We start from the raw sequence: 18447 nt of genomic DNA, 5'->3' as shown, positions 1-18447 counted from the left end.
GCTCAGAGCGGCAGGCGCACGGTGAAGCAGGTGCCCTCGCCGGGCGCGCTGGTGGCGCCGATGCGGCCGCCGTGCCGTTCGACGATCTTCTTCGCCACCGCCAGGCCGAGGCCGGTGCCGGTCGGCTTGGTGGTGGCGAAGAGATGAAAGAGTCGCGCCTGCTGCGCCGGCGAGATCCCGATGCCGCTGTCGCGCACGTCGAGCTGCAGGTGCCGGCCGTCGTCGCTGCGCCGCGCCCGCACCGACAGCCGGCCGCCACCCGCCATCGCCTCGATGGCGTTGGACAGCAGCACCAGCAGCACCTCGACGATCTGGCCGCGGTCGACGGCGGCCGCCGGCAGCTCCGGGTCGATGTCCACCTCGACGGCGATCGCCTGCGCCTGGATCTGGGCGCGCAGGGCGCGCAGCGCCTCGGCGACCATCTCGTCGACGGCGCACGGCGCGGGATGCGGCTCGAAGGGCTTGGCGAAGTCGAGCAGCGCCTTGATGCGCGCCTCCAGCCGGTTCGACTCGTCGACGATGTCCCCGATCGTGGCGCGCGCCGGGTGTTCGGCGCCGAGCTCGAGACCGGCGACCCGCGCCGCCGCCTTGATGCCGGCGAGCGGGTTGCGGATCCCGTGCGCCACCGCCGCGGACACCTCGCCGATGGCGGCGAAGCGCTCGGCCTGGATGAGCTGCGCCTGGGCGCGGCGCAGCTCCGCGTTCGCGTCGGCCACCGCCTGGTAGGAGCGCGCGTTCTCCAGCGCCATGGCGCCCTGGCTGGCGAGGGTCTGCAGGAGTCCGCGGTCCTCGCCGGAATAGAAGCGACCCGACGCCTTGCCGCCCAGGGCGATGAAGCCGAGCGGTCGTTCCTCGAACGCCATCGGCACCACCAGGGTGGCGCGCAGCGCCGCGATGCCGGCGGCGAGCGCCGGATCGCCGATCGGTTCGTCGGTGAGGATGTCGTCCGCTGCCGCCTCGAGGCGGCGGATCAGCGGGTCATCCGGCGCCAGGCTCGCCGGCGCGTCGGCGGGGACGGCGGCGCCGACCGCGGCGTGGCGGCGGTAGCCGCCGTCGGCGCCGCGCAGCCAGACCGCGCCGTGCTCGACGCGCATGGTGGCGACGATGGTGTGCAGGATCTCGCGCACCACGACGTCGACGTCGAGCAGGCGCGCCAGGGACTGGCTGGCGCGCGTCACGGTGGCGCGATAGTCGTAGCGCTCGCGCGCGAACAGGCGGTCGACGCCCGCCTGGACGCGGTCGCGCAGCGGATTGACGACGGCGACGATGGCGAGCAGGAAGGCGAGCTGCAGCAGGCGGCCGCCGCGGCCGGTGAACAGGACCTCGAGCGCGCCGACGCCGCCCAGGTACCCCACCGCGATCAGCGCCGTCAGGATCGCCCAGGCGAGGGTGCGGCGGATGATCGCGTCGACCTCGAACAGATCGTGCTGGACGATCGCGTAGGCGATGGCCAGCGGGAAGAGGACGATCGAGAAGGTGACGAAGTTGAGCGGAAAGCTGACGCCGAGCAGGTAGTAGACGAAGAAGCCGGCGACCGGAATGACGAACGACGCGACGCCGCCGAGCGCCGCCAGTTTGGTGCGTTGGCGCGCCGCGGCGGAGGGGGGGCGGAGCAGGGCGTCGGCGAGCAGGCCGATCAGCAGGGTGCCGGCGACGACCAGGCCGACGGAGTTGATGCGGTCGATCGCCAGCCCCGCCGCGAACGAGCGATGGAAGACGAGGTTGTGGATCAGGCCCACCAGCGCCGCGGCGCCGTAGAGCGCCGGCAGCAGCCAGCGCTGGCGGCGCAGGGGGGCGCGCTCGACCGGGAAGGACAGGGCGAGGTGCACCAGCGTCGCCGGTCCCAGCGCCTGCAGCAGCAGGCAGAGCGGGCGGAACCACGCCGGGCCGAAGATGTCGGCCGCGGTGACGAGGTAGAGGCCCCAGGTGGCGCAGGCGATCCACAGGGCGCGCGCCGCCGGCGCGTCGGGGCGCAGCGCGAACACCGCGAAGCCGAGCAGCGTCAACAGGACGCCGACGAGCAGGTAGTTGCCGAGCGTCCACAGGTAGTCGCCGACGTCGAAGCGCATCGTCGGGATGCGCAGCGTCCGCGGCGGTCCCTCGGGCGGCTGGAGCTCGTAGGTCGGGGCGCTGCCGAGGGGCAGGGCGGCGGCGCGGGCGTAGAGCGCGCCGGCGCTGGCGAGCGTCTGGCCGTCCATCGTCAGCAGGCGGCTGCGGTAGGGGATGCCCGCCTCGTAGCCGGTCCAGTCGGTGTCGCCGACGGCGGGCACGAAGAGGTTGTCCCAGACGAAGAAGCCGGGAAAGGGGCGGTTGATCCAGCGCAGCGAGTTGGCGGCGCAGACGAGCGTGATCGCGGTCGCCGCGGCGGCCGCGATCCAGAAGGTCCACCCGCCGCGTGGCCAGCCCGTCTCGGATCGCATGCCTCGTGTGCTCCCGCCCGCCGCGCGCCCCTGACATTGCAGAGCGATCCGGGCGAGGCAAAGGGCGGCGGGGGGTGGGCGTGACGTCGCGGCGACGGCGAGCGGCGGTGCGCGTCGGGCTGGCGGTGGCGACGGGCGTCCTGCTGACGCTCGCCTATCCGCCGTTCGCGTGGTCGACGCTCGGCTGGGTGGCGCTGGCGCCGCTGCTGGTCGCGCTGGACGGCGCCGGCGCGCGCGCCGCGGCGGCGCTCGGCTGGGCGAGCGGCACGGTGCTCGGCCTCGGCGTCGCCGGCTATTGGCTGTGGCGCGCCTCGGTCGACTACTTCGGGCTCTCGGCGCCGCTGGCGGCGCTGTTCACGCTCGGCCTCGTCGAGGGGTTCGTGGCGCCGTTCGTCGCCGCCTGTGCCGTCGCGGTGGCGCTCGGCAACCGCGCCGCGCGCTGGTGGCTGGCGCCCGCCGCCTGGGTGGCGAGCGAATGGCTGCGCGTCGCCCTGGTGGGCAACGCCTGGGAGCTGCTCGGCCATTCGCAACGGGCGCTGCCGCTGCTGCAGATGGTGGACGTCACCGGCGTGTACGGCCTCTCGTTCCTGCTGGCGCTCGCCGCGACCGCGCTGGCGGCGTGCGCGCTGGGCGGCGCCAGGGCGCGCCGCGGCCTCGTCGCCACCGCGCTCGCGACCGCGGTGGCGCTGGCCTACGGCTGGTGGCGTCTGGCGGACCCGCCGGCCGCCGGCGGCGCCCTGCGCGCGCTGGTGGTGCAGGGCGACGTCGCCAATGCGGAGCGGCGGCCGGAGCGCAGCGGCGCGGTGCTACGCCGCTATCTGGCGCTCTCGCGCGCGGTCGCTCCGGCGCCGCCGCTGGTGCTCTGGCCGGAGAACGCGATCGGCGTCTTTCCCGACGCCAATCCGGCCCTGCTGGCGCCGGTGCAAGCGTTCACGCGCGAGGCGCCGACGGCGCTGCTCGCCGGCGCGCCGCGCGCCGGCCAGCGGGCGGGGGTCGCCGCGCTCTACAACGCGGTGTACCTCGTGACCGGTGACGCGCTGCGGCCGGTGTACGACAAGCGGCGCCTGCTGCCGTTCGTCGAGCGCTTCGCGCTGCGCGCCGCGGACGGGCCCTATCTGGCCGGCGCGGACGCGGCGCCGTTGGCGATCGCCGGCGCGCGCGCCGGGCTGCTGATCTGCTTCGAGATCGTCTACCCGGAGCTGGCGCGCCGGCTGGTGGCCGACGGTGCCGACGTGCTCCTGAACTTCTCCAACGACTCCTGGTTCGACGCCGGCGCCGGGCCGGCGCAGCACTACGAGATGGCGCGCTTCCGCAGCATCGAGAACCGGGTCAGCCTGGTCCGGGTCACCAACAGCGGCATCAGCGGCGCCTTCGCCCCGGACGGCCGCGAGGTGGCGCGCCTGCCGGCCGGCGTTCCGGCGGCCGAGGTCGTCGAGGTGCCGCTGCGCGCCGGCGGCTCCTTCTACACCCGCCACGGCGACTGGTTCGCCTGGCTCTGCCTGCTCGCCAGCGCGCTGGGCGTGTGGCGGGGCGCGCGCAGCCGGGCGGCGCCGCGTGAGCGCGCTCAGCTCGACGGGCCGAGCTTCTCGAGTCGGTAGCGCAGGGTGTCGCGCGAGATGCCGAGCAGGCGCGCGGCCGCGCTCTGCACGCCGTTGGCCTCCTGCATGGCGCGCAGGATGAGCGCCTTCTCGACCGCCTCCAGCGAGAGGCCCTGCCGCGGGAAGTCGATGTCCACCGCGCCGCTCGGGGCGACGGCGACGCGGCCGCCCGGCGCCGCCGCCGGCGACAGGCCGAGGTCCTCGGGGGCCACGCGCTCGGTGTCGCAGAACAGGACGACCCGCTCCATGGTGTTCGCCAGCTCGCGGACGTTGCCCGGCCAGGGATGGCGGGCGATCGCGTCCTCCGCCGCCGCCGACAGGGTGCGCGGCGGCGAGCCGTAGCGGCGGCAGCCCTCGGCGAGAAAGGTGCGGGCGAGGCGGACGGCGTCGTCGCCGCGTTCGCGCAGCGGCGGGATGCGGATCACCGCGACGCACAGCCGCTGATAGAGATCGTCGCGGAACTCGCCCAGGCGCACCGCCGCGTCGAGGTCGCGGTTGGTGGCGGCGACGATCTGCACGTCGACCGTGCGGGTCGCGGTGGCGCCGATCCGCCGCACCGTCTTCTCCTCGATGACCTTGAGGAACTTGCTCTGCAGGGTGGGCGCGATGTGGCCGATCTCGTCGAGGAAGAGCGTGCCGCCCTCGGCGGTCTCGAACAGGCCGGCGCGCGCCGTCTTGGCGTCGGTGAAGGCGCCGCGCTCGTAGCCGAACAGCTCCGCCTCGACGAGCGTCTCCGGCAGCGCGGTGCAGTTCACCTCGATGAACGGGCCGTCGCGCCGGCCGCCGGCGGCGTGCAGGGCGCGGGCGACGTGTCCCTTGCCGCTGCCGGTCTCGCCCAGCAGGAGCACCGTCGGCGCCGGCGATCCGGGGCCGGTCGTCGAGCGAGCGACGCGCTCCACCCGCTGCCGCAACTGCTGCGCCGCCGGCGACTCGCCGAGGATCGTGCCGGTCGCCGCCCCGCGCTCGCGGTAGTAGGAGATCTCGCGCCGCTGCCGCGCCGCGCGCAGGGCGTGCGCGAGCTTGACGCAGATCTCGTCCGGTTCGAAAGGCTTCTGCACGTAGTCCGCGGCGCCGCGTTTGATCGCCTGCACGGCGTCGGCCACCGATCCGTAGGCGGTCATCATGATCACCGGCAGCCCCGCGTCGGCGGCGATCAGCGCGTCCAGCAGGTCGAGACCGCTGCCGTCGGGCAGTCGCAGGTCGAGCAGCGCCACGTCGATCGGCGTGGCCGACGCGAGGCGCTGCGCGTCGGCGACCGTGGCGGCGTGGTGGACATCGTACCCCTCGTGCGAGAGCAGCGTCACCAGGTGACGCGCGAGGACGGCCTCATCCTCGAGCAGCAACAGCGTCGACATCGGCCACCACCGCGCTTCTAGAGGCGATCGCGCGGCGGCGCAAGGCGCTCGCGGCGCGGCGTGGACGCGACGGCCGCCGCACCGCCGAGCCGCCGTCGGGGTTCGGCCACGGGCCGAGACGGATCGGATCGTCGAAACGGACGCGGAGGCACGCTGGGTGTGTCCCAGCGTGCCTCGCGTCTTCGGCGTCCTGGCAGGGGGCGGTTGGCCCCGTTCGGCCAGCCTTACTTGGTGAAGTTGGCTTGCGCGGTGGCGCTGCCGTTGACGGCGACCGTGCAGGAGGTCGCGGTTCCGCTGCAGGCGCCGGACCAGCTCACGAACACGAAGCCGGGCTCCGGCGCGGCGTTCAGCGTCACCGCGGTTCCCACCGGCAGGCTGGCCGAGCAGACCTTGCCGCAGTTGATCCCGCCGGCGTTGCCGGTGATGAGCCCCTTGCCGCCGGCGGCCTTGACCGACAGCGTCGCACTGGTCGCGCCGCCGCCGCCACCGCCGCCACCGCCGCCACCACCGCCGCCGCCGCCACCGGTGGACGGGACGAGGGTGAAGGTGGCGCCGACGTCGACGTGACCGACGGCGTTGACCGTGCAGGTCGACGCGGTGCCGCCGCAGGCGCCGGTCCACCCGGCGAAGACGCTGCCGCTGCCGGCCTTGGCGGTGAGCGTGACGGCGGTGCCGGCGTCGTACGGGGCGACGCACTTGTTGCCGCAGGCGATGCGCTTGTCGGCCGACTCGACCGTGCCGTTGCCGGTGCGGGTCACGGTGACGGAATCGGACTGCACCAGCACGGCGGTCATCTGGGTGCTGATCAGCTCCCCGATCTCGTCCGCTGCCGGGACGTTGCAAGCGAGGTCGGCGCACAGCGCCTCGTGCGTGACCGGATCGTAGCTGCCAGTGAACTCCCAGGTCTCGATGCGGCGCACGACGGTGCGCGTCGTCGGCAGCAGGTTGCCCCGGTTCTGGTGCCGCTTGCGGCGGCCGTTGCCGCCGGCCACCGGCTCATCCTGGATGATGGCATAGTCGCTCTCGAGCTGGGCGTTATCCATGGGCACGATCGCCGGATTGTCGGCCATCAGCTCGTCGAGCGTCGCTTCGAAGGGGAGCTGCTGGACGAAGACGCGGATCCACTGCGCGTCGCCGTACAGCGACGGCGCTTCGGCCGGCTCCGGTGCCTGCACTTCCATCACCACCTGCGGTGGATCCCCGGCGCGCACCGGCGGGGCGACGTAGTAGGTTGGCATCGGCACCGCGGTCGGCGGATCGTCGGGCACCAGGACACCCGGCTGGCTCGCGTCCTCGCACAGCCAGTGCGAGAGGGCGCTGGTCGGATTGCGGGTGGCGCCGGTGCCGAAGTGCTCGCAGCCGGAATCCTGATAGGTCGCCGGATTCCACTGGTAGCACTGGCCCGGGAACCACGGCACGGTGTGCGGCAGCGTGCGCTCGCTCCAGGTGCCGGTCGCCGCGTCGTACGGGCTCTCCCACCGCACCCGCACGCCGGTGGCGGTCGGGATGACGCGCGGAGCCCCGTAGCGCTCGGCGGAGAACGAGCCCGCGATGTCCCCGGGAGCGAGGCCCGCGAGCTCGATCTCGAAGCCATGGCAGATCTTCCCGGTGTCGTTCGCGATGTCGAAGTTGCCCAGCGATCCGTAGATGATCGCCGATTGGGCGCGCGCGCTGCCGGTGGCCGCCAGCAGCACCGTCGTCAGCGCCGCGAGGGCGACGCCCGCTCGTTGCCGCTGCCGGCATGGGCGTGGGGTTGGGGTTTCGGTCGTCATTCTTTCGCTCCTCCGTTGTCGTCGTCAGCGGTCCCAGCGACCGCGACCCGCCGTTGAGCAACGCCTGTGCCTGCTCGCCGGGGAGGGGCGGCGGGGCGCGCGCCGGCGCGTCGGGGGGCGCGCGCCTGGGTGCGGCGCCCCAGTGGGGGAAATGCCCCACCGGACGAGGCCCGCATGCGGCGTGCGGCGGCGGCGAAAATCGGCGTTGCAACGGCCGCTGTTCCGGCCATCATCGGGCCGTTCGATGAACGAGGTGTTCGCGGCGCTGTCCAACGCCCATCGGCTGCTGCTCGTGCTCGCGGCGGTGGGGTACTTCGCCTACTGGACGCGCAGCCATTTCTGGATGCCGCGCTACGTGCACGTGCTGGCGGGCGGCGCGCTGGTGCTCGGCGTCGGCATGCTGCTCCTCGTGCCGGCCGACGCGCCGATCCATGACGAGCCGCTCGGCTGGGTGAAGAAGGGCGCGATGGTCGCCCTGTTCCCGGCGCTGGTCTACTGCGTCTTCATCGTCTACGGCGGCCAGCGGGCGGCGTACGAGCTGCGGGCGCGGCCGTGCCGGCGCTGCGGTGGCGAGCATCGGGCCGACGCCGGCTGCGAGACGGGCTGACCGTCGCCGCCGGGTGGCTGAGGCTCGCGAGCAGGCGGCCAGCCGCCTGCACCCAGCCGATCAGCGCGTCGGTCGCTCCCGGGGCGAGTGTTGCCAGCTCCTCGAGCAGGGCCGCGCCCGGCGGCACCGCGACTTCGCGCAGGCGGAAGCGCACCGCCAACGCCACCGCGGCGGCGACCCATTCCGGCGGCATGTTGAGCGCCGCCGGCCATTCCGGCAGCGCCGCCGCCTGGTCGATGGCGGTCACCATCGGGGTCTCCACCACCCCGGGCAGCACGAGGCCGACGTGCACCCGCGCTGCATCCACCTCGGTGCGCAGCGCCTCGGTGAGCCCGACCAGCGCGAACTTGCTGGCGCAGTAGCCGCCGAGCGGCGTCACGCCGCGGCGGCCGGCGAGCGAGGCGACGTTGATGATGGCGCCGCCGTGCCGCTGCATCGCCGGCAGCACCGCCTGGGTCATGAACAGGGCGCCGAAGAGGTTGACGCGCAGCATCGCCTCGAGATCGGCGCCGCGCAGGGTCGCGACCGGCGCCGGCGTCATCACGCCGGCGTTGTTCACCAGCACGTCGATGCGGCCCCAGACGCGGCGCACGCGCGCCGCCGCGGCGCGCGCCGCGGCGCGGTCGGCGACGTCGGTCGGCACCACCAGCGCGACGCCGCCGGCGTCGCGGATCGCCATCGCCAGCTCCTCCAGTCGCTCGCGCCGCCGCGCCGCCAGCGCGACCCGCGCCCCGCGTTGCGCCAACAACCGCGCCGTCTCCCTGCCGATGCCGCTCGATGCCCCGGTCACCAGCGCCACCTGGTCGCGAAACGAGCCCACCAACGGCAGGATGCCCTCGATGATCATGCGAGGTTAGAAGCACCCGGCTTGCCGCCTCGCCAGTCCTGTCCGCCTTGCCACCCGTTCCCGCCGTCCCGTGCGCGTGCCCCTTGCTCCTGCGCTTGCCTCCGACCCCGACCTCTGCTGGGAACAGGCGCGTGTCCTTCGACCCCTTCACGGCGGCGGCGCTCGACGATCCCTACCCGGTCTACGCCGCGCTGCGCGCCGCCGATCCCATCCACTGGAGCGACAAGCTGCGGAGCTGGGTCGTCTTCCGCTACGACGACGTCGAGCAGTTCTTCCGCGACGACGAGCGCCTGAGCAGCGACCGCAGCCGGGCCCGCCAGGGCCGCGTCGCCCGCCTGGCGGAGGGCCTGCCAGCGCTGCGCACCGTCGCCAGCGATCCGCCGGCGCACACCGCCGTGCGCGCCCTGCTCAACGTCGCCCTCAACCCGCGCCTGCGCGGCGTCGGGCCGACCGTCGACGCGGTGGTGACCGGGCTGCTCGATGCCATCCCGGTCGCCGCCGCGCGGCTGGCCGATCGCCTGCCGGAGGAAGGGGCCGTCGATCTCATCGCCGCCTTCGCCTACCCGCTGCCGATCGAGATCATCGCCGAGCTGCTGGCGGTGCCGCTCGCCGACCGGCCGCGCTTCCAGGCCGCCTCGCAGGCGATCGCCCGCGGCATGGACCGCTTCCTCTCCGGTCCCGAGGCGGCGGCCGGCCTGCAGGAGCTCGGCGCCTACTTCCTGCAGCTCGTGCAGGAGCGCCGGGACACGCCGGGCGACGACCTCGTCCGCCGCCTGCTCGGCGCCACCTACGACGGCGACCGCCTGAGCGAGCTCGAGGTCGTCGCCATGTGCACGGCGCTGGTCTTCGGCGGCCACGAGACCACCGTCAACCTGCTCGGCAACGGCCTGCTCGCCCTGCTGCGCCACCCCGATCAGCTCGCCGCGCTGCGCGCCGCGCCCGAGGAACGCATCGGCGCGGCGGTCGAGGAGCTGCTGCGCTACGACAGTCCGGGGCAGTACATCTCGCGCACCGCGCGCGTCGACTTCACCTGGCGCGGCGCGGCGATCCGCGCCGGCGACAACGTCCTCGCCTGCCTCGGCGCCGCCAACCGCGATCCCGCCGCCTTCCGCGATCCCGACCGCCTGGACCTGGCGCGACGACCGAATCCGCATCTCGCCTTCGGCCTCGGCGCCCATTTCTGCCCCGGCGCGCAGCTCAGCCGCATCGAGGCGCGCGCGGCGATTCCCGCCCTCCTGCGCCGCTTCCCGCGCCTGCGGCTCGCCGCCCCGCCGGTGCGCCGTCCCACCGCCGTGCTGCGCGGCCTCGAGCGCCTGCCGGTGGCCGGCGTCGCCTGAGTCGCCGGCGGCCCCGGGCGGTCCGTCGCGCTCACGACACGACGCGCTGCAGCCGCACCCAGATGTCCTGCTCGTCCGGTTTGCGGACGTTTACGGCGCCGTCCTCGCGGCGTTCGCGGCCCGGCGCGACCACCGGCTCGGCGCGGTAGATCGTATCGGTCGCCGCCAGCACGGCGGCGATTTCGTCCGTGACCCAGATCTCGCCCGGGCGCACCAGCGGCTCGATGCGCGACGCCACCAGCACCGCCGAGCCGCCCTCGATCGCCGGCGGCTCATCGCCGCGCTCGCGCACCGCCACCGGCCCGGCGGCGATCGCCACCCGCAGGCGCGGGCTGCCCGGCACCTCGGAGATCTCCTCCATGATCCGGCGCGCCGCCTTGATCAGCGTCAGGATGCGATCGTCGACCAGCAGCAGCGAGTCGCCCTCGACCACCGAGGCGTGCAGGCAGTCGCCGGCATAGCGCTCCAACGCCTGGCGCAGGGCGTCGCGCACCGCGTGGTCGAGGCCGCGCTGCATCAGCGACCCGAAGCCGTCGAGGTCGGCGCGCAGCACCATCAGCGACTTGAGCTGGCGGTCGGTAGGATCCTTCCAGGGCCGGCCGTTGCCGACCAGGTTCACCTTGTCGTGCATCTGCACGTAGCTCGGATTGAGCCGCGCGATCAGCCCCGACAGCACCGGGTGGACGAGGTAGTGCGACGAGTCGGGCAGGATGCCGTCGGGCTGGAAGATCTGTTCGCCCGGCCGCAGGAAGCGCTGCACCCGCTTGCCGGAGACGTGGTCGAGGTCGAGGTGCCCGAGCAGGCCGGCGCGGAAGAGCATGCAGAAGATGTGCTCGAGATCGTCGGCGACGCTCGCCGAGGCGTTGTGGGCGTAGAAGATGTCCTCGACCTCCTGGCGGCGCAGCACGTTCGAGGACAGGTGGCCGAGCACGCGCGGCAGGTCGACGTTGCCGAGGTAGGGGGCGATCTCGTTCAGGTACTCGGACGCGATCTCGGTCGCGGCCTGGTTCACCACCTCCTTGAAGCGCTCGGGCACCCGCCGCTCGGCCGGGCTCAGGTCGGAGAGCTTCTGGCCGACGGTCATGAAATCGCGCGGCCGGTGCAGGGTGTGGCGACAGATGTACTCGAAGACGTCCTCCGCCTCGTGCGTGAAGGCATTGACCACGGTCGCCTGCCCGACGAAGGCCTCGATCGGCCGCGCGCGCGCCAGCTCCGGCAGCGCCAGGTTGCGTTCCTTCTCACGCCGGATGTTGTTGACGAAGATCTCGCGCAGGCTTTCGACGGTGTAGTGCATGTCGACCGCGCTGCCGCGGTACTGCTGCACCATCGAGGTCATCTCGTCGAAGCGCAGGAAGGCTTCCTTGCGCACCGCCGCGAAGACCTTGAGGTGATGGTTGACGCGGCGGAGCTGGTAGGCGACCTCGACCAGCCCCATCTGGGCGAAGTACCAGATGCTCGGCGACACCTCGCCGGTGTGGCTGGCGCGGCCGACGGCGCGCACGTGCTTGTTGAAATACTCGTCGACGTTGTCGATGAAGATCGCCACCGGCGAATTGAGGGCGCGCAGGCGCGGCACCAGGGCGTTGTCGACGTCGGTGGCGCAGCGGTGCAACTCGCTGCGCGGCAGGTCGAGCAGGTTGACGAAGTGGTCGATCACGCCGCGCAGGCTGCGATCCTCGAGCAGCAGCGCCAGGCGCGCGTCGACGCGCAGGCCGTCGAGCAGGTCGAGCCGCTTCAGCACCGCGGCGGCGATCGAGATCAGCCACACCTTCGTCCACCATTCGGTGGACTGGGCGTAGAGCGCGAGCTGGTCCTTGCCGAAGATCTTGTCGCCGATCGGCTTGTCGAGCAGCGTGTTCTCGGGGATGCAGAGGACGCTGTCGGTGCGCTGCAGGCGGATGCGCTTGGCCTTGAGCAGCAGGGTCTTGCCGAATCCCTTGGTGCCGACCACCACGAACTTGTCGTCGCCGGCGGTCAGAAACCCCTCGACCCAGGGCGGCTTGTGCAGCAGGCCGTCGTCGAAGTCCTCCGCGATCTTGATGTCGTCGGCGTCGACCGTCCACGGCCTCATCGCCCGTAGCTACCAGCCGCGATCCGGGTTTCCAACACGCGCGCGGATCGCGTCGGCGGATGTCGCCGCGCGCAGGGATGCGCGGCCCCCGCGGATTCGCGGCCCGTCCGCCCGGCGCGGCCGGCATGGCGGATGGCATGGCGCCGCGCACGCCGCCGCGCCGGGAACGGACGGCGCAGGTCCTGTGCGAGGTGAGAAATCGCGGTGGAGGGCGTGGGTGCGACGTGGCATGATACGCGCCCGGCCGCGCGTAATCGTGGCGCGGCACAGGGAACGCGGATGGACGGCGGCGGCGCGAGCGAGCAGGCGACGAGTTATCTCGCCACGGTGCTGTCCGAGGTCGAGCGCCTGCTCGACGCCGGCGACCGCGAGGGCGCGCTCGCGCTCCTGGAGGACAACCTGCGCCAGGCGCAGCAAGCCATGGCGTACGCGCCGCAGGGCGTGCTGCACGCCGCCCTCGGCGACGTGCACCAGCAGGCGGGCGCCACCGAGGCGGCGCTGGCCGAGTACGAGAAGGCGGCGGCGGCGTTGCACGAAGCCGGCGACGCGGCCTCCGAGGCCGGGGCCCTGCTGCGCTGCGGCGATGCCCAGCGGGCGCTGAAGCGGGTCGGCGCCGCCACCCAGAGCTACGGATCCGCGGCGGCGCTGTACGTCATGCTCGGCGATCCGCTCGGCGCCGCGCACGGCGAGTTCCTGCTCGCCGAGCTCGCGGTGGGCGTCAACCGCGACATCGCCGAGAAGCACTACGCGCAGGCGCTCGAGCTCTACCGCGAGGCCGCCGAGCGCGAGGGGGGAGAGGCGGGCGGGGAGATCCCGCTGTCGGTGGCGGACCCGCGCCAGATCGACTCCGCGCGCATGGCCGTCGTGGTCGAACGCGCCCTCGAGCGCCTGTCGCTGGGCCCAGCCCGGCCGGCCGCGGCGGAGCCGGGCGAGTGGACGCCGCCGGCGGCACCGGTGGGCACGGGCGACGCCGCGGCGACGGCATCGCCGGCGGTCGCGGCCGAGCCGGCCGCTGTCCGCAGCGGCGGGCTGGCGCCGCTGCCGCTGGCGATCCTCGGCGTCGGCGTCTGTGGCCTGATCCTGCTGGCGCTGCAGTGGAGCGACGAGGTGCCGCTGCTCAGCCTGCTCGGCGTGGCGGTGGCCGGCGCCGTCGCGTTGCTGGTGGCGCGGCGCGCGCACGCCCTGTCGCCGTACCTCGGGTACGGCGCCGCCGGCATGGCCTGGCTGCTGTTGCTGGTCAGCGGCGCGCGCCCGATCCTGCGCCAGCCGCAGGTGGTGCCGCCGCCGGCGGCCCCCGCGCCGAGCGCCGACGTGCGCGCGCCGTGGACGCCCGAATGGCAGCGCCAGCGTTTCGAGCAGGACCTCGTCGACACCGAGGGCGACGCGCGCCAGCAGGCCGAGGTGTTGCGCCGCTACGGGGAATTCGAGTGCAGCCAGGGCGACAACGCGCGCTGCCTCGAGCTCTGGGCGCGGAGTCGCGAGCGCTACCGCGACGCCGCGGCGCCGGGGAAGGCCGGCGAGGTGGCGATCGCCATGGGCCGCCTCCACATGCGCGGCCAGCGCCCCGAGCCGGCGCGACAGCACTTCGACCTCGCGGTCGCGTGGTACGCGGAGGCGCGCGACGCGGAGGGGGAGGCGCGGGCGCTGCGCCATCGCGGCGAGGCCGAGGTGGCCCTGGGCCGGCTCGCCGATGCCACCGTGTCGTACAACGACGGGCTCCGCCTCGCTCGCCAGGCGCGCGACGTCGGCGGCCAGACGCTGCTGATCCTGCGCTGCGCGGCGATCGAGCAGTCGCAGGGCCGCAGCGATCGCGCGCGGGCGCTGCTCTACCAGGCGCTGCGCCTGTCCGACGCCTTCGGTCCGCTGCACGCCCGGGTGTGGCTCGCGCTCGCCGACTTCGAGGCGTCGGTCGACCAGGACGCCGCCGCGCTGCGCGCCTACGAGCGCGCTGCGACCCTCGCCGGCGCCGAACGCGATGCCGATCTCGAAGCGCGCGGCCTGCGCCACCGCGCCCGCTACGAGAGCCGGCGCGGCCAGCTCGCCTCGGCGCGCGGCCGCTACGAGGTGGGCATCCGCCTCGCGCGCGCCCGCGAGGCGACGCTGGCCGAGGCGCTCAACCATCTCGGCGCCGCCGAGCTCGAGGCGACCGCCGGCGACATTCTCGCGGCGCGCGCCTCCTACGCCAGGGCCGAGGCCCTGTTCGCGCAACTGCCGCGCGCCGCCGGCGCGGTGCGCGTCGCCCTCGGCCTCGGCGACCTGGCCGCGGGGCTCGGCGACGTCGAGAGCGCGCGCGCCGAATACGCCCGCGCCCTGCAACTCGCCATCGACGCCGACCGCACCGGCCTGCAGATCACCGCCCTCGACCGCCTGAGCACCCTGCTCGCCGAGCGCGACCCGGAAGCCAGCACCACCTACGCCGAGCAGGCCTCGGCGCTGCGCGTCGACGCCTTCGGCGCCGCCTGAGTTCGCGCCCCGCGGCACCCGCCTGGGTAGCCTCGGGGGGTGTGTCCGCGCCGGCGCGTCCGCCTACTTCACAATGTGTACAATGTGCACTATGTAGCGGTCATGACAACGCGCCAGCCGATCGCCGCCGAAGCCGACCCGGTCGCGGTCGTGTCGATCGCCGACGAGGTATGGATCGCCACCGCGCTCCTTCACCGCGAGCATCCCGAGCGCGACGGCTTCACCGCCCGCGAGATCACCGACCGCGCGCGGCGCGAAGGGATCACGCCGCGGCTGCGTGCCGGCCTGGTCACGCACGCCAGCCAGCACTGCGTTGCCAACCGCCCGCCGAGTCCGGCGCGGCTGCGGCTGCTGTTCGCCTCGAGCCGTTCGCAGCGCCGGTTGTTCCGCCCTGGCGACGCGTTTCATCCCGGTCGCGGCACCGGGCGCACGGTGCCGGAGGCGGCGAGCATTCCCGCCCGCTATCGCCCGCTGCTGGCCTGGTACGACGCCGAATACGCGCCGGCGCGGCGCCGTCCGGGCGACGTCGAGGTCGATCCGATCCTCAGCCTGCGCGGCCTCGGGGCCGAGGTGTGGCAGGACGAGCCGGCCGACCGCTACGTGGCGCGGCTGCGCGGCGGCTGGAAATGAGCCGGCGCATCTTCTGGGACACCAACCTCTTCATCTACCTGTTGGAGGGCCACGGCCCGGTGGCCGAGCGGGTCGTCGAGCTGCGGACGCACATGCTCCGCCGCGGCGACCAACTGGTCACCTCCGCGCTCACCCTCGGCGAGCTTCTGGTGAAACCCGCCGAAGCGCAGCGCGCGGACCTGTGCCAGCGCTACGCGGAGATCCTCCACGCCGCGGCGCACATCGTGCCCTTCGACGCCGCGGCCGCGGCGCCCTATGCGCGCGTCCGCTGCGACCGCGCCATCCGCCCGCCCGACGCCATCCAACTCGCCTGTGCTGCGGCGGCCGGCGTCGACCTCTTCATCACCAACGACGACCGCCTGACGCGCAAGATCGTCCCCGGCGTCGCCTTCATTACCTCCCTGGCCCACGCCCCCCTCTGAGGTACCTGGCCCACCGCCACCGACCATGGTACCACCGCCCCCGGAAGAGCCGTTAGCTCAGGTGGTTAGAGCATCTGCCTTTTAAGCAGAGGGTCCTGGGTTCGAGTCCCAGACGGCTCACTCTTTTGTCTCGGAAGATCAGTCACTTGGCCGGTCGGGCCAGCGGCGCTCGTTGCCGCGGCTGCCTCGGTGTCAGTACTGGTGCCAGTTGGTGGAACCGAGACCGAGGGCGGATTGAGCTTCTGGACCGCCGCCAGGCGATGGGCAGGGGAGAGATGCGCATAGCGCGAGGTCATCGCTGGCGTCTTGTGACCCATGAGCTCCTGCACGGTGGTGAGGTCGACACCGCGCATCACTAAGCGGCTCGCAAACGTGTGCCGCAAATCGTGCCAGTGGAAGTCTTCGATCTCGGCCGCCTCGAGCGCGGGGGCGAACACGCGATTGACGAAGTTCTTCGCATCGAGCGCGGTCTCCTCGGTGCTGCTCGGGAACACCCACGGTCCGCGCATCCGGCTCGGCAGCTCGCGCAGGATGCGGCGCAGCTCGTCGTTCATCGGCACGTGGTAGTCCTCGCCAGACTTAGACTGGCGTGCGGTGAGGGTGCCCGTGTCGAAGTTCACGTCGTCCCAGCGGAGCTGAAACTGGTTCGCCTGTCGCAGGCCCGTATAGAGCGCCACGGCCACCTTCGGCCACTCGGAGGCGGGCATCTTCTCTCGCAAGGCCGCTTCCTCCTCGTCGGTGAGGTAGCGGACGCGGCGATTGTTCTCCTTATAGAGCTTCACCTTGCCAGCGCCCTTGCCGAACGGGACGGTGTCGATCTCGCCATCTCCCTGCACCATGTAGAAGACCGCTCGGAGGAAGGTCAGCTCGCGGTTGACGCTCGCCGCGGCCATCTCCTCGTCGAGCCGGCGGGCCGCGTAGCGCTGGATATCGCCCGGCGTGATCTGCCGCATGGTCTTCTGGCCCAGCGCCTCCTTCCAGTAGCGCGCGTTCCGCTCGACGTTGACGTAGCTGCGCGAGCGGCCCTTCACCCGCTTGAGGTAGTCGTCGATCGCGTCGCGGAGCAGAATGTCGCGCTTTCGGATGCGCTCCGGAAAGAAGCGCCGCTCAGCGACTTCGGTCTTCCGCTTTCGGTATACCTTCTGCGCGAGCGCCTTGGTGCCGACCTTCTCGCGGTGCAGGATCCCGTTCTCGTCGGTGTAGCGGACCCACCACACACCCGATCCCTTCGGCCGCTCGAAGACGCCGCGCTCACGCTGGCGCTTCTGCTTATCTCGATCCCTTTCGGCCATCAGTTCTCGGAAGGCTCTGTGGCGGCCCTGAGCGCCGGCACCTCGGATTTGGCGATCAGCTTTTCGATCGCGCTCAAGCGGAACCGCAGGGCGCCGCCGATCTTCACGTGCGCGATCCGGCGCTCGTAGGCCCACTGGTAGAGCGTTGAGCGCTTGAGGCCGAGCATGGCGGCGGCCTCGTTGACGTTCAAGAGGCGGTCGGCCATCGGTCTCTCTCGCTGTCGCTGTGTTCGTGCCGGTTCATGTCGTCTGTGTCCAGTTCCTCCTGTCTCGGCAGAAAAGCACAGCCGACGGCGAGAGCGGAGAGGGCGATCGGGTTGGACCGACAAAACCAGTAAACAGCGAATCACTGCCGCTCGGTCCGCCAACCGGCTGTGGTAGAAGGATTCGCGATTCGGAGCCTGTGGAGCTGTCCACCAACGTCTGCCAGCGACCGCTGGGAAGGGAGTTGTAATGCTGAAGGCCGGCATTTTCCTTGACATGGACAACCTCATGCGAAACGGGGGCTGGGGGCTCAGATATGACGTCATCAAAGCCTTAGTGGCGGCTCAGGAAACCACTGTGCTCCGCGCGAACGCCTACATGGCCTATGACGCCGACCGCGAATCACGTGAGGGCGGGTTGCAGCAAGCCAAGGAACTCTACCGAAATGCAATCAGACGGAACGGGTTTCATCTCGTTCTAAAGGAGGTAAAGCGTTACCGCGACAGCGATGGGCAGGAAGTGCTGAAGGCTAACGCGGATCTTGACCTCGCGGTAGACACGCTATTGCAGTCGGACAACCTCGACTACATCCTGCTGGGTACCGGCGACGGGGACTTCCTGCGTCTAGTCCGTGCGTTACAAAGTCGCGGCAAACGCGTTGACCTGCTGTCTTTCGCAAATACGAGTACGGACTTGCGGCGCGAGGTCGACAACCATTGGAACGGATTTCTGATCCCGGGCCTCCTGCCGGTCGACGATAATGGCGGAGAAGATCGCTTGCGCGGACATATGCATTTCGTAAACGAGGAACGCGGTTTCGGCTTTTTGACAATACGTACGGGTCTTGGCACCTCCGACGTGCGGGACGACATTTTTTGCCACATAACCGATGTCTCACGAGACGGAGATCCAGTAGATCGCGCAAGCTTCGTCGCCTTGCGCATGCGGAGCGCGATACTCGAGTTTGAGCTGGGTGAGGGATCCGATGGTCGTTTGAAAGCGGTCAACGTCCGCGAATTTCGCTGGGAGCGCGACAACAACCGGATCGTCGCGCCGCCGACCATGTTGAGGGCGGATGTTCGTTCTGCGCGGAAAGAGGGGGCTTGAACCCGAACAAGCGCGTGAGAATGAGAACTTCGCAGGCAGTGGAGACAGGTGCGGTGGCACGGGCCCCGACCGACCACAGAAGCGGTGTATTGGGGGCGGAGAGGCCCTAGAGTTCGCCTCTGATAGCGCGGCAGAATGGACGGCAACAGGGCGTCGAGTTCGGTGGCGGTCTCGGCCTGGAGGGCTTCGAGGCGGTCGACCAATGCGACGAGCGTCGCGCTCTTTCCAGTGCCGGGCCCAGCCAGGACGCATGCAGGCCGGCTGCAATCGTGATTCAGGTGCAGCGATTGTTTCGTGGTCGGGATGCAGACATAGGGGAGCT

At 72.2% G+C, this 18447-nt stretch carries 13 protein-coding genes, 1 tRNA gene and 1 pseudogene; 8 read left to right on the top strand and 7 right to left on the bottom strand.

All coding sequences use genetic code 11. From position 1 onward, the window contains the following. Positions 1-2 precede the first annotated feature (2 nt). Positions 3-2420: a GAF domain-containing protein gene (locus KF840_19530; GenBank protein MBX3027099.1), complete on the bottom strand. Its 2418-nt coding sequence runs from the start codon at positions 2418-2420 to the stop codon at positions 3-5. An 80-nt stretch (positions 2421-2500) separates the two neighbouring features. Between KF840_19530 and lnt the strand changes: the two genes are divergently transcribed. Next, positions 2501-4018: an apolipoprotein N-acyltransferase gene (gene lnt, locus KF840_19525; GenBank protein ID MBX3027098.1), complete on the top strand. Its 1518-nt coding sequence runs from the start codon at positions 2501-2503 to the stop codon at positions 4016-4018. On the opposite strand, the gene KF840_19520 is transcribed toward lnt, so the two are convergent. Together KF840_19520 and KF840_19515 are read right to left on the bottom strand one after the other, a co-directional pair. Then, positions 3985-5373 (bottom strand): sigma-54-dependent Fis family transcriptional regulator, encoded by a 1389-nt coding sequence (locus KF840_19520; GenBank protein MBX3027097.1) that lies wholly within the window; start codon positions 5371-5373, stop codon positions 3985-3987. The two genes, lnt and KF840_19520, sit on opposite strands and share 34 nt — an antisense overlap. A gap of 224 nt (positions 5374-5597) precedes the next feature. Continuing rightward, entirely contained in the window at positions 5598-7145 is a 1548-nt protein-coding gene (locus tag KF840_19515; protein ID MBX3027096.1) for a hypothetical protein, read from the bottom strand. 244 nt (positions 7146-7389) lie between these two features. Between KF840_19515 and KF840_19510 the strand changes: the two genes are divergently transcribed. Then, positions 7390-7752 (top strand): hypothetical protein, encoded by a 363-nt coding sequence (locus KF840_19510; GenBank protein ID MBX3027095.1) that lies wholly within the window; start codon positions 7390-7392, stop codon positions 7750-7752. Here KF840_19510 and KF840_19505 read toward each other — a convergent pair. After that, entirely contained in the window at positions 7649-8599 is a 951-nt protein-coding gene (locus KF840_19505) for an SDR family oxidoreductase (protein MBX3027094.1), read from the bottom strand. The two genes, KF840_19510 and KF840_19505, sit on opposite strands and share 104 nt — an antisense overlap. Positions 8600-8730: 131 nt before the next feature. Here KF840_19505 and KF840_19500 point away from each other — a divergent pair, with 131 nt between their 5' ends. Continuing rightward, positions 8731-9936, top strand: coding sequence for a cytochrome P450 (locus KF840_19500; GenBank protein ID MBX3027093.1), 1206 nt, complete (start codon positions 8731-8733; stop codon positions 9934-9936). A 31-nt stretch (positions 9937-9967) separates the two neighbouring features. On the opposite strand, the gene KF840_19495 is transcribed toward KF840_19500, so the two are convergent. Further along, complete coding sequence (locus KF840_19495; protein MBX3027092.1) at positions 9968-12007, bottom strand: hypothetical protein; 2040 nt, start codon at positions 12005-12007, stop codon at positions 9968-9970. Positions 12008-12286: 279 nt separating this feature from the next. On the opposite strand from KF840_19495, the gene KF840_19490 reads away from it, so the two are divergent. From KF840_19490 to KF840_19475, 4 genes are all read left to right on the top strand, one after another. Next, a complete protein-coding gene (locus KF840_19490) occupies positions 12287-14470 on the top strand; it encodes a hypothetical protein (protein ID MBX3027091.1) in 2184 nt (727 codons plus the stop codon). Between the two features lie 102 nt (positions 14471-14572). After that, positions 14573-15100: a hypothetical protein gene (locus KF840_19485; GenBank protein ID MBX3027090.1), complete on the top strand. Its 528-nt coding sequence runs from the start codon at positions 14573-14575 to the stop codon at positions 15098-15100. Continuing rightward, a complete protein-coding gene (locus tag KF840_19480) occupies positions 15097-15522 on the top strand; it encodes a type II toxin-antitoxin system VapC family toxin (protein MBX3027089.1) in 426 nt (141 codons plus the stop codon). Before KF840_19485 ends, KF840_19480 begins: the two co-directional genes overlap by 4 nt. 46 nt (positions 15523-15568) lie before the next feature. Beyond that, positions 15569-15642, top strand: a tRNA-Lys gene (locus KF840_19475). Between the two features lie 149 nt (positions 15643-15791). Here KF840_19475 and KF840_19470 read toward each other — a convergent pair. Together KF840_19470 and KF840_19465 are read right to left on the bottom strand one after the other, a co-directional pair. After that, a pseudogene (locus KF840_19470) lies at positions 15792-16814 on the bottom strand (site-specific integrase). Next, a complete protein-coding gene (locus KF840_19465) occupies positions 16814-17020 on the bottom strand; it encodes a helix-turn-helix domain-containing protein (GenBank protein MBX3027088.1) in 207 nt (68 codons plus the stop codon). Before KF840_19465 ends, KF840_19470 begins: the two are co-directional and overlap by 1 nt. A 247-nt stretch (positions 17021-17267) precedes the next feature. Between KF840_19465 and KF840_19460 the strand changes: the two genes are divergently transcribed. After that, on the top strand, positions 17268-18125 hold the full coding sequence (locus tag KF840_19460) for an NYN domain-containing protein (protein ID MBX3027087.1): 858 nt from the start codon (positions 17268-17270) through the stop codon (positions 18123-18125). Positions 18126-18447: the final 322 nt, after the last annotated feature.

It is taken from the genome of bacterium (assembly GCA_019637795.1).
Taxonomy (GTDB): domain Bacteria; phylum Desulfobacterota; class Binatia; order HRBIN30; family CADEER01; genus JAHBUY01.
This window is presented reverse-complemented; position numbering and strand designations above follow the sequence as displayed.

Excerpts from the sequence above, each read along its gene's own strand:
- KF840_19515 (MBX3027096.1), bottom strand. The coding sequence starts at position 7,145 with ATGACGACCGAAACCCCAACCCCACGCCCATGCCGGCAGCGGCAACGA.
- KF840_19520 (MBX3027097.1), bottom strand. The coding sequence starts at position 5,373 with ATGTCGACGCTGTTGCTGCTCGAGGATGAGGCCGTCCTCGCGCGTCAC.
- KF840_19510 (MBX3027095.1), top strand. The coding sequence starts at position 7,390 with ATGAACGAGGTGTTCGCGGCGCTGTCCAACGCCCATCGGCTGCTGCTC.
- KF840_19485 (MBX3027090.1), top strand. The coding sequence starts at position 14,573 with ATGACAACGCGCCAGCCGATCGCCGCCGAAGCCGACCCGGTCGCGGTC.
- KF840_19505 (MBX3027094.1), bottom strand. The coding sequence starts at position 8,599 with ATGATCATCGAGGGCATCCTGCCGTTGGTGGGCTCGTTTCGCGACCAG.
- KF840_19490 (MBX3027091.1), top strand. The coding sequence starts at position 12,287 with ATGGACGGCGGCGGCGCGAGCGAGCAGGCGACGAGTTATCTCGCCACG.
- KF840_19480 (MBX3027089.1), top strand. The coding sequence starts at position 15,097 with ATGAGCCGGCGCATCTTCTGGGACACCAACCTCTTCATCTACCTGTTG.
- KF840_19465 (MBX3027088.1), bottom strand. The coding sequence starts at position 17,020 with ATGGCCGACCGCCTCTTGAACGTCAACGAGGCCGCCGCCATGCTCGGC.
- KF840_19495 (MBX3027092.1), bottom strand. The coding sequence starts at position 12,007 with ATGAGGCCGTGGACGGTCGACGCCGACGACATCAAGATCGCGGAGGAC.
- KF840_19460 (MBX3027087.1), top strand. The coding sequence starts at position 17,268 with ATGCTGAAGGCCGGCATTTTCCTTGACATGGACAACCTCATGCGAAAC.
- KF840_19530 (MBX3027099.1), bottom strand. The coding sequence starts at position 2,420 with ATGCGATCCGAGACGGGCTGGCCACGCGGCGGGTGGACCTTCTGGATC.